The sequence below is a fragment of the Streptomyces sp. NPDC001153 genome (assembly GCF_053598315.1).
This window is the reverse complement of record NZ_JBSFJZ010000054.1, coordinates 46,317-56,495: the sequence shown is the minus strand read 5'-3', so window position 1 is coordinate 56,495 and position 10,179 is coordinate 46,317. Positions and strand designations below refer to the sequence as shown.

General features: G+C 72.2%; 10 protein-coding genes and 1 pseudogene. 5 read left to right on the top strand and 6 right to left on the bottom strand.

Features of this window, described 5'->3' with window-relative positions; genetic code table 11:
• A pseudogene (locus ACWDEN_RS41090) lies at window positions 1-403 on the top strand (2-oxoacid:ferredoxin oxidoreductase subunit beta); the annotation flags it as partial.
• 20 nt (window positions 404-423) lie between these two features.
• Here ACWDEN_RS41090 and ACWDEN_RS41085 read toward each other — a convergent pair.
• Complete coding sequence (locus ACWDEN_RS41085) at window positions 424-831, bottom strand: winged helix-turn-helix transcriptional regulator (protein ID WP_450863075.1); 408 nt, start codon at window positions 829-831, stop codon at window positions 424-426.
• Window positions 832-932: 101 nt separating this feature from the next.
• Here ACWDEN_RS41085 and ACWDEN_RS41080 point away from each other — a divergent pair, with 101 nt between their 5' ends.
• The 3 genes from ACWDEN_RS41080 to ACWDEN_RS41070 all read left to right on the top strand — a co-directional run bounded on the left by ACWDEN_RS41080 (window position 933) and on the right by ACWDEN_RS41070 (window position 3,448).
• On the top strand, window positions 933-1,787 hold the full coding sequence (locus ACWDEN_RS41080; protein WP_450863073.1) for an SDR family oxidoreductase: 855 nt from the start codon (window positions 933-935) through the stop codon (window positions 1,785-1,787).
• A 112-nt stretch (window positions 1,788-1,899) separates the two neighbouring features.
• Complete coding sequence (rarD, locus tag ACWDEN_RS41075; protein WP_351617482.1) at window positions 1,900-2,850, top strand: EamA family transporter RarD; 951 nt, start codon at window positions 1,900-1,902, stop codon at window positions 2,848-2,850.
• A gap of 118 nt (window positions 2,851-2,968) precedes the next feature.
• Window positions 2,969-3,448 carry a VOC family protein gene (locus tag ACWDEN_RS41070; protein WP_450863071.1) on the top strand — a complete coding sequence of 160 codons (480 nt, stop codon included), beginning with the start codon at window positions 2,969-2,971 and terminating at the stop codon, window positions 3,446-3,448.
• Window positions 3,449-3,460: 12 nt separating this feature from the next.
• Here the strand turns inward: ACWDEN_RS41070 and ACWDEN_RS41065 are convergent, their stop codons facing one another.
• On the bottom strand, window positions 3,461-4,405 hold the full coding sequence (locus ACWDEN_RS41065) for a hypothetical protein (protein WP_450863077.1): 945 nt from the start codon (window positions 4,403-4,405) through the stop codon (window positions 3,461-3,463).
• A gap of 293 nt (window positions 4,406-4,698) precedes the next feature.
• Here ACWDEN_RS41065 and ACWDEN_RS41060 point away from each other — a divergent pair, with 293 nt between their 5' ends.
• Window positions 4,699-5,292: a flavodoxin family protein gene (locus ACWDEN_RS41060; protein WP_450863070.1), complete on the top strand. Its 594-nt coding sequence runs from the start codon at window positions 4,699-4,701 to the stop codon at window positions 5,290-5,292.
• 2 nt (window positions 5,293-5,294) lie between these two features.
• Here the strand turns inward: ACWDEN_RS41060 and ACWDEN_RS41055 are convergent, their stop codons facing one another.
• The 4 genes from ACWDEN_RS41055 to ACWDEN_RS41040 form a co-directional block, all read right to left on the bottom strand.
• Window positions 5,295-6,194 (bottom strand): ABC transporter permease, encoded by a 900-nt coding sequence (locus ACWDEN_RS41055; RefSeq protein ID WP_450863068.1) that lies wholly within the window; start codon window positions 6,192-6,194, stop codon window positions 5,295-5,297.
• Window positions 6,181-7,212, bottom strand: coding sequence for an ATP-binding cassette domain-containing protein (locus ACWDEN_RS41050; RefSeq protein WP_450863067.1), 1,032 nt, complete (start codon window positions 7,210-7,212; stop codon window positions 6,181-6,183). Before ACWDEN_RS41050 ends, ACWDEN_RS41055 begins: the two co-directional genes overlap by 14 nt.
• A 70-nt stretch (window positions 7,213-7,282) precedes the next feature.
• The gene (locus ACWDEN_RS41045) at window positions 7,283-8,497 is read right to left on the bottom strand and encodes a LolA family protein (RefSeq protein ID WP_450863065.1); all 1,215 of its coding nucleotides are present in this window, start codon (window positions 8,495-8,497) and stop codon (window positions 7,283-7,285) included.
• Between the two features lie 603 nt (window positions 8,498-9,100).
• Window positions 9,101-10,111, bottom strand: coding sequence for a polyprenyl synthetase family protein (locus ACWDEN_RS41040; RefSeq protein ID WP_351617464.1), 1,011 nt, complete (start codon window positions 10,109-10,111; stop codon window positions 9,101-9,103).
• Between the last annotated feature and the right edge of the window lie 68 nt (window positions 10,112-10,179).

The window sequence follows — 10,179 nt, the reverse complement described above, 5'->3', positions numbered from 1 at the left end:
CGACGGCGCCTTCGACGCCCTCAAGGACCAGCAACAGGCCCAGGAAGCCCTCATCCGCCTGGAACACGGACAGCCGATCCGCTTCGGCCCCGACAGCACACGCGGGGTCCTCCGCAACAAGGCCACCGGCGACCTGGAGGTCGTCACCATCACACCGGAGAACGAAGCCGAAGTCCTGGTCCACGACGCCCACGCCGCGTCCCCCACCACCGCCTTCGCCCTCTCCCGCCTCGCCGACCCCGACACCCTGCACCACACCCCCATCGGCGTCTTCCGCTCGGTCGACCGCCCCGTCTACGACACCGCCATGGCCGACCAGCTCGACACCGCCATCGAGCAGAAGGGCAAGGGCGACCTCGCAGCCCTCCTCGCCGGCGGCGACACCTGGACCGTCGTCGGCTGAGGCCGCCGCCTTCGGTTCGGCTAGGAGGCCCGGGACTGGATGTCCCGGGCCTCGTCGTATGCCCGGCGGGCCTGCTCCACCCGGTCCATGCGGTCGTGCGTCCACTCGGCGAGGGCGCGTACCTGGTGCGCCGCCTCGCGGCCGAGGCCGGTGAGGGAGTAGTCGACGCGGGGCGGGATGACCGGCTTGGCGTCCCGGTGGACCAGGCCATCGCGCTCCAGGGTCTGCAGGGTGTGGGTGAGCATCTTCTCGCTCACACCCCGCCCGCCGTAGCGGCTGATCGCCCGGCGCAGCTCACTGAACCGGTACGGCCGCTCCAGCAGCTCGATCAGGACAAGGACGCCCCACCGGCTGGTGACATGCTCCAGGACCAGCCGGTAGGGGCACAGCGCCTCGGCCTCATGAACGCGCCCGTTACTTACCGCCATACCAGTACCTTACTTCAAAGTGGGTACTTTCGCTTGGTTAGCGCCCCTCCTAGGGTGAGTGTCATACGAGACACACGGCATCCCACAAGGAGTTGCGAACCATGAGCATCGTCGTCACCGGAGCCACCGGACACCTCGGCCGGCACGTCGTGGAACAGCTGCTGGAGAAGGTTCCCGCGGAGGAGATCACCGCTGTCGTACGCGACGAGGCGAAGGCCGCCGACTTCGCGGCCCGCGGGGTGACGTTGGCCGTCGCCGACTACAACGCGCCCGAGACCTTCGACGGCCTGTTCGCCGCGGGTGACAAGGTCCTGCTGATCTCCGGCAACGAGTTCGACAAGGGCAGGGTGCGGCAGCACCAGGTCGTCATCGACGCCGCGAAGGCCGCCGGGGTGGCGCTGCTCGCCTACACCAGCGCCCCGGGCAGCCTGACGGCCGCGCTCGCGGACGACCACCGCGCGACGGAGGAGGTGCTGCTCGCCTCCGGCCTGCCGTACACCCTGCTGCGCAACGGCTGGTACCACGAGAACTACACCGAGAACCTGGCCCCGGTGCTGGAGCACGGCGCGGTCGTCCAGGCCGCCGGCGACGGCCGGGTCTCCTCCGCCGCCCGCGCCGACTACGCCGCCGCCGCGGCCGCGGTGCTGACCGGCGAGGGCCACGAGAACAAGACGTACGAGCTGGGCGGCGACGAGGCGTGGAGCTTCGCCGAGTACGCGGCCGAGCTGAGCCGGCAGACCGGCAAGGAGATCGCCTACACCCCGGTCTCCGTCGAGGCCCTCGCCGGCATCCTGACCGGCGCCGGGCTGCCCGGGCCGCTGGCCGCCATCCTGGCCGGCGTGGACGCCTCGGTCGAGAAGGGCGAGCTCGTGGTGCCTTCCGGGGACCTCTCGCGACTGATCGGCCGTCCCACCACCCCGCTGGCGGAGGCGGTCACCGCCGCGCTCAAGGGCTGAGCCGCCCGACATCCCTCGGACTGTCATGACCGTATGGCGATACGGGCATGACAGCCCGGGGTGCTCGGCGCTACCTTCCTTCTCGCGTGCCTGATGCGAGAAGGAGGGGCCCATGGCCGGGAAGTCCAAGGGTGAGCACCGGATAGGCCTGCTGAACGGCTTCGCCGCCTACGGCATGTGGGGCCTGGTGCCCCTGTTCTGGCCCCTGCTGAAGCCCGCCGGGGCGGTCGAGATCCTCGCCCACCGCATGGTGTGGTCCCTGGTCGTCGTCGCCGTCGCCCTGCTCTTCGTACGGCGCTGGGCGTGGGTCGGGCAGTTGCTGCGCCAGCCGCGCCGGCTCGGGCTCATCGCCGTCGCCGCCGCGGTCATCACCGTGAACTGGGGCGTCTACATCTGGTCCGTGAACTCCGGCCATGTGGTGGAGGCCTCCCTCGGGTACTTCATCAACCCGCTGGTGACGATCGCGATGGGCGTGCTGCTGCTGAAGGAGCGGCTGCGGCCCGCGCAGTGGGCCGCGGTCGCCGTCGGCCTCGCCGCCGTCGTCGTCCTGACCGTCGGCTACGGCCGCCCGCCGTGGATCTCGCTCGTCCTCGCGTTCTCCTTCGCCACCTACGGCCTGGTCAAGAAGAAGGTCGCCCTCGGCGGCCTGGAGTCGCTGGCCGCCGAGACCGCGATCCAGTTCCTGCCCGCACTCGGCTATCTGCTGTGGCTCGGCGCACACGGCAAGGCCGGCTTCCTGAACGACGGGACCGGTCACGCCGCCCTGCTCGCCTCCACCGGCCTCGTCACCGCACTGCCGCTGGTCTGCTTCGGCGCGGCGGCGATCCGCGTGCCCCTGTCCACGCTGGGCCTGCTGCAGTACCTGGCGCCCGTCTTCCAGTTCCTGCTCGGCATCCTCTACTTCCACGAGGCCATGCCGCCCGAGCGCTGGGCCGGGTTCGCGCTGGTCTGGCTGGCGCTGATGCTGCTCACGGGCGACGCGCTGCGCGCCGCACGCAGGCCGAGGGAGCCTCTCGGCCCGCCCCGCGTGGAGACGCCCGACGCGGCGCCCGTGGAAGCCTGAACCGGCGGCTCTCCGAACCGGCGGGTACGGGATCCGGTGGACGCCACCGACGTCGGTGCCCGCCGCTGATGTCCGCACTCGCCGCCGATGTCAGTGCCCGCCGCTATAAGTGGTGAGCATGTCGACTCAACCACCCTCCGAGGCCCCCGCCCCGCTGCACTGGAAGCTCGTCATCGACGCGGCCGACCCGCACGCCCAGGCCGACTTCTGGGCCGCCGCGCTGCACTACACGGCCGAGGACAACAGCGCCCTGGTAAACCGGCTGCTGTCCCTCGGCGCGCTGCCCGGCGAGGCCACGGCCGAGTACCACGGCCGGCCCGCCTTCCGCGACCTGATCGCCGTACGGCACCCCGACGACCCGTACGACCCGGAGAGCGGCACCGGGCTCGGGCGGCGGCTGCTGTTCCAGCGCGTGCCGGAGCCGAAGACCGTCAAGAACCGGCTCCACCTCGACCTGCACGCCGGCGCGGGCCGGCGCGCCGACGAGGTGGAACGGCTTCGGGCGCTGGGCGCGCGGGTGCTGAACGAGGTGAAGGAACCCTCGGGCGAGTGGGTGGTGATGGCGGACCCTGAGGGCAACGAGTTCTGCGTGCAGTAGGGCTGTCGCCGGTTACGACTGTGCGGCGCGGGCCGCTCGGTCGGTCAGGCGGACCATGCGGGCGCGGGCGGACTCCAGCGGGCGCGGGTCGTCGGCGGCGGGACCCGGCTCGGTGGTGAGGTCCGCCCACAGCTCGATGAGGTCGCGGCCCAGCCGCAGCCCCTCCTCGGGATCGCGCACCGCCCGCCACGCGGTGGTCGCGCTCTGTACGTTGCCGTAGGCGGCCTCCGCGTCCCGCGCCTGCCGGCGCAGCCGGGCGAGGTCCAGGGACTGCCGGCAGGCGCCGACCGGGTCGCCTGCCAAGTAGGCGATGTAGGCGGACAGTTCCCGCAGGTGCAGCACCTCGGCATGACCGGGGCCCAGCAGGGTGATCGCCTCGGTGACCGTGCGGTCGGCGAGCTGCACCGCCGTCTCGATACGGCCGGAGCGCACGGCCTCGTTGATCCGCGTCATCGGCTCGGTGAGCAACTCGGCCCCCTCCGCCGTCTCGGTGACGGGCACGTCCCCGAGCACCTCCTCGGCGACGGCGTCGAAGCCGCGGGCGGGGGTGGGAGTCGGGGTGGAGGCGGGCTCGGGCTCGGGCTCGGGCTCGGAGAGCTCGACCACGGGCACCAGGGCCTTCGTGACCGACATGACCGGCGCGGGGCCGAACTGCCCCGTCGGCGCCTGCACGGCCCCGGCCGGCACGGGCGCCGGCTGCTTCACCGGGGACACATCCCGCGCCTCCTCAGGCGTAGGCACGGTCACCTGGGAAGCCACGGCCGCCCGTACCGCCCGGCCGGTGACCCGGCTGGAGCCGTCCGCCGATACCTCCAGGGGAACCACGCAGCCCGCGCGGTCGTCGTGGATCGTGGCGCGTATGGGGGTGCCGACGCTGATGGCCAGCCGCTGGAGATGGTTGAGGACGGCCTGCTGGATCTCCTCACCCGGCGCCGCCACCACCGACGTCCCGCCCACCGACGCGCCTCCCGCGCCGAACACCCGGACCGCTACCACCGCCGGATGCGGGGCGGGCTGCTGCGCCCGCTTCTTCTCGAAGCTGACTCGAGACATCGGTTTTCCCTCACTCCCCCGGCGTCGCGATCCGGTCGTACGCGTCCTGCCGACCAGTGTGTCGGCCTCCCTGCGGTTTCCGCGTCACCGCAGCGTCACAGCCTCGCACCAGCCCCGCCCTGGCGCCAACAGCTTGCGTGTGCATAAAATGCATGTGCCTTTATTCGTCGTACGACAGCACGCCCCCGGGGGGACCCATGAGCCGTCGCTTTCTCTTCGTCCTGGGCAGCGCCCGCGCCGAGGGCAACACCGAACTGCTGGCCCGCGCGGCGGCCGAGCAGCTGCCCGGTGACGTCGAACAGCGCTGGATCCGTCTGGCCGAGCACCCGCTGCCCGACTTCGCGGACCTGCGGCACGACAGCGAGCACGTACGACCGCCCTCGGACAGCGCGACCGGACTGCTGCTGGACGCCACCCTCGCGGCCACGGACATCGTGATCGCCTCGCCGTTGTACTGGTACTCGGTGTCCGGCCTGACCAAGCGCTACCTGGACCACTGGTCGGGCTGGCTGCGCACCCCGGGCGTCGACTTCAAGGCGACCCTGGCCGGGCGCACGCTCTGGGGCATCGCCGCGCTCGCCCACACCGAGCAGTCGGTCGCCGAGCCCTACACCGGCACGCTCAACAACTCCGCCGCCTACATGGGGATGCGCTTCGGCGGGGTGCTGCTGGGCAACGGCAGCGCCCCGGGTGACGTGCTGAAGGACACCGACGCGCTGGCACGCGCGAAGACCTTCTTCGCCCAGGATCCGCCGTTCGCGCGCTTCCCGTACGAGACGTCCGTCGGCTAGCCCTACGCGCTGATGTCCTTCGTCGTGAACCGGGCCCAGGCCGCCGAGCCGAACACGGCCGCGTACAGCGCCTGGAGGTCTAGGTTCTTCACCAGGTCGTCCCAGTAGACGGGGTCGCGCACCAGGTCGGCGAAGGACAGCCAGTAGTGCGAGAACAGGTACGGGCCCACCGCGTGCAACTGGGGTATCTGGTCCAGGATCTGGACCGTGATGAGTATGCCGACGGTGGTCGCCATCGCCGCGATGCCGCTGTTCGTGAGCGTCGACACGAACAGGCCGAGCGCCGCCATGCCGACCAGTGAGGCGGCGACCACCAGGGCGATCAGCAGGGCCCGGCCGAGGCCATCGGTGAAGCTGATCCGGGTGCCGGATATGGTCGTGAGGTCGCCCAGCGGGAAGAGCAGTGCGCCCACGATCAGCGCCGAGCAGGCCACGACCAGCGTGGCCAGCAGGCAGAAGGCCATCACCGTCGTGTACTTGGTGAGCAGCAGCCGGGTGCGGCCGGCCGGGGCGACCAGCAGATAGCGCAGGGTGCCCGTGCCCGCCTCGCCGGCTATCGCGTCGCCCGCGACGACCCCGACGGCCATCGGCAGGAAGACCGGCAGGGTCGCGGCCAGTGCCGTGAACACCAGGAACAGACCGTTGTTGGTGATCTGCGTCATGAACGCCGGGCCCTGACCGCTGTGGTCCGCCGTCCCGCCGCCCCGCGTCTGGATCTTCACGACGATCCCGACCAGTACCGGCACGGCGGCCAGCACCCCGAGCAGGGCGAGCGTGCGCCCGCGGCGGAGGGTCGTGACCAGTTCACTGCGCAGCAGACCGAGCGTCCACAGGGGGCTCGGCCTGCGGGCGGCGGATGCGGCGACCGCCTCGGACACGGGGACCGTCTCAGCCCGCGACATCGAAGCCCTCCCCCGTCAGCGCCACGAACGCGTCCTCCAGCGAGGCCCGTTCGACCGTGAATCCCCGAACCCGGACCCCCGCCACGACCAGGGCCGCGTTCACCTCGGCGAGGTCCCGCGCGGGCGGTTCGCCGGTGACCCTCCCGCCCTCGGCGGTGACGTCCCCGACGCCCTGCTCCTTCAGCACACGGGCCGCCTCGGCCGGATCCGGGGTGGTCACCACCAGCCGTCCGCGCGCCCCGGACGCCAGGTCGGCCACCGCGCCCTGGGTGACGAGCCGGCCCCGCGTCATGACCGCCGCGTGCGTGCAGACCTGCTCGATCTCGTCGAGGAGGTGGGAGGAGAGGAAGACGGTCGTGCCGTCGGCGGCCAGCTCACGGATCAGGGTGCGGATCTCGCGCATGCCCTGCGGATCGAGGCCGTTGGTGGGCTCGTCCAGGACGAGCAGCCGGCGCGGCTGGAGCAGCGCGGCGGCAAGTCCGAGGCGCTGTCTCATGCCCAGCGAGTACGCCTTCGCCTTCTTGCCGGCGGCGGCCGCGAGACCCACCCGGTCCAGGGCGGCGGCGACGCGGGCGTGCCGGGTGCGGGGGTCGGCGGTCGGGTCGGCGGCGTCGTAGCGCAGCAGGTTGTCCCGGCCGGAGAGGAAGCCGTACAGCGCGGGGCCCTCGATGAGCGCGCCGACCTGTGGGAGGACGGACCGGGCCGCCCGGGGCATCGGGCGGCCCAGCACGCGGACCGTGCCGGCCGTGGGCTCGATCAGGCCCATCAGCATGCGGATGGTGGTGGTCTTTCCCGAGCCGTTCGGACCGAGGAAGCCGAAGACGCTGCCCGCCGGGACGGTCAGGTCGAGGCCGTCGACGGCGAGCTGTCCGCCGCGGTAGCGCTTGGTGAGGCCGCGGGTGGCGATGACGCTCGCCTCCGCGGGCCCCGGGGCAGGCTTCCCCGCGTCCTCCACCTGCCCCGGGGCACGCTTCCCCGCGTTTCCCGCCTCCCGCTCCGTGGCGGACGTTCCGTCCATCGGCTCCCCCTCGGTTCGCGCCTCCGTGAAGGGTGAACGTACGGTCACGGTCCGTAGTGCCCGGAAGGGCTCACTTTCCCGCGTTCGCCGCCTTCACCAGGGCGTCCTTGGTCACCGCGCCGGCGTACACCTTGCCGTCGTCGGTGATCAGGGCGTTGACCAGGCGGGTGGAGAAGACCGTGCCCTTGCCGAACTTGCCCGAGACCTTGTCGCCCAGCGAGCCGAGGAAGCCGCCGAGGTCACCGCCCCGGGAGCCGGTCGGCAGGCCGCCCTTGGCGCCGGTGTCGAAGGTGGCGATGGACGTCCAGCCCTTGCCGAGGACCTCGGCGCCGTTCATGCCCTTGGCGAAGTCCCCACCGGACTCAGGCGCGTGCTTGCGAGCCGCGGAGTCCTTCTTCTCCTCCGTCACCTTCGCACCCCTGGGCGGGGCGAAGTCGAAGGTGGACGCGGCCGGCCTCCCGAAGGAGACCTGGGTGAAGCCCACGTCGAGGACGGCGGCGCCGCCGCTCTTCGGCGTCAGCGTGAACTTCAGCGGCGTACCCGTCTTCGCGTCGACGGCGATGCTGATGGCGCCGACCGTGGTGCCGGACTGCCTGGGCTTGATCAGCAGCTTGTAGGCGTCGCGCCCGGCGACCCGCTCGGTGCCGTCGACGGTGACGGACGTGGTGCCGTCCACCGACTTCAGCGCCTGGTTGGCGAAGTCCTTCGGCGTGGCCGGGGGCTCGGCCCTGTGCTCCTTGCCGGAGTCGGCCGAGGTGCCGTGGTACACCTCGTTGGTCTTGCTGTCGTAGCCCCACATGTTCTTGCCGTTGTGGATGAGGCTGTACTCGGAGCCGCTCTCCAGCAGCGACAGCTTCTGCTTCTCGGGGCCGTCGGCGGCCACGCGCAGCGTGTGCGTGCCGGAGACCAGCGAGGTGAGCTGGGACTGCGGATCGGCGGAGGAGCCGTCGCCGGAGCCCTTGCCGGCGGCGGAGGACAGGTTGTTCGCCAGGCCGCCGAGGTTGGGCAGGCCGAGGTCGGTGTCGATCCGCACGGTGCCGGACAGTTGCTGCACGTCCGACTTGGCGATCTTCTCGATGAGCTGCTGCGCGGTGATCCTGGGCAGGTCGGGGTCGCCGGAGGCGGCGAGCGCCGGGACCAGACCGATCGTGGCCGCCGCGACCCCCACCACGGCGACCGGGACCGCGTAACGGGCGGCCCTGCGGCGCCCGGCCTGCCGCTCCTCGTCACGCGCGGCGTCCACTCGCGCGGCGTCCACTGCGTCGTCGGATTCGTACGGTGCCATGTGTGCCTTACCTCCGTCGTCGGCGGCGGCTGTTGTCACGCTGGTCCACCAGAGCCGCCATTCTCACCCGAATCGGTGAGGAGTGGTGATTTCCGTGGCTTCCATCTCACCAAATCAGCCATGAGGAAGCGTCAGACCTCGGAGCCAACTCCGCGTACGCCTGCGGTATGACACGCGGGGGCCGCGACTCCGCCGACCCGTAGGGGTCTCACCGGAACGGACGGGGCTTTACGGGCGCGCAGGGGGCGTACGGATGCACGGGCCGGACGGTCGTACCGATGGCGCAGGGCCGTACGGATGGACGGATCCGGGCCGGTCGCACGGCCGAAGGCGCGCGACGCACGGCCGAAGCGCGCCGGATCCGCACGGCCGGAATCGCGGCGCGGCGGGCGGCGGGGCGGGCCGTGGAGTACGGCCGGAAGCGCGGTGCGGCAGACGGCGCAGGCGGCGGGCCGTGACGTACGGCCGACACGCGGCGCGGCGCACAGCCGGAGGCGTGCCCCGCAGGCGGCGGGCCGTGACGTACGGCCGACACGCGGCGCGGCGCACAGCCGGAGGCGTGCCGGTCGTACAACCAGAGGCGTGGCGTGGCGGGCGGCCGGGTCAGCCGGCGCGGTGCACCACCGCGTCGCACAGCTCCAGCAGCGCGGCCTTGGCGTCGCACTCCCGCAGCGGCGCCAGCGCGGCGCGGGCCTCCTCCGCGTACCGGACGGTGTCGCGGCGGGCCTGCTCCAGCGCGGGGTGGGCGCGCAGCGCGGCCAGCGCCTCGGCGTGCCGGGCGTCGTCGCTGAGGTCGGAGTCGAGCAGGTCGCACAGCGCGATGTCCTCGGGCAGACCGAGGCGGGCGGCGCGTTCGCGCAGCCGGAGCACGGGCAGGGTCGGGATGCCCTCGCGCAGGTCGGTGCCCGGGGTCTTGCCGGACTCGTGGGAGTCGGAGGCGATGTCCAGGACGTCGTCGGCGAGCTGGAAGGCGACCCCGAGCCGCTCGCCGTACTGGGTGAGCACGTCCACGACGGTCTCGTCGGCGCCGGACATCATCGCGCCGAACCGGCAGGAGACCGCCACCAGCGAGCCCGTCTTGCCTCCGAGCACGTCCAGGTAGTGCTCGACCGGGTCGCGGCCGTCGGAGGGGCCGGCGGTCTCCAGGATCTGGCCCGTGACCAGCCGCTCGAAGGCGAGGGCCTGCACCCGGACCGCCTCGGGGCCCAGGTCGGCGAGGATCTGGGAGGCGCGGGCGAAGAGGAAGTCGCCGGTGAGGACCGCGACGGAGTTGCCCCAGCGGGTGTTGGCGCTGGCCACGCCGCGCCGCACGGCCGCCTCGTCCATGACGTCGTCGTGGTACAGCGTGGCCAGATGGGTCAGCTCCACGACGACGGCCGACGGCACGATGCCCGGCGCGTAGGGGTCGCCGAACTGGGCCGCGAGCATCACGAGCAGCGGCCGGAACCGCTTCCCGCCGGCTCGTACGAGGTGCTGCGCGGCCTCCGTGATGAACGGGACCTCACTCTTGGTGGCCTCGAGCAAGCCTTCCTCGACAGCCGCCAATCCGGCCTGGACATCGGCTTCCAGAGCCTGGTCCCGCACGCTCAGCCCGAACGGCCCGACGACGGTCACGAGGGGTCTCCTGTCTGCTGGTGTCTGCTGGCGATTACACGGTTTGTCGATAGGTCGCTGCCATCACT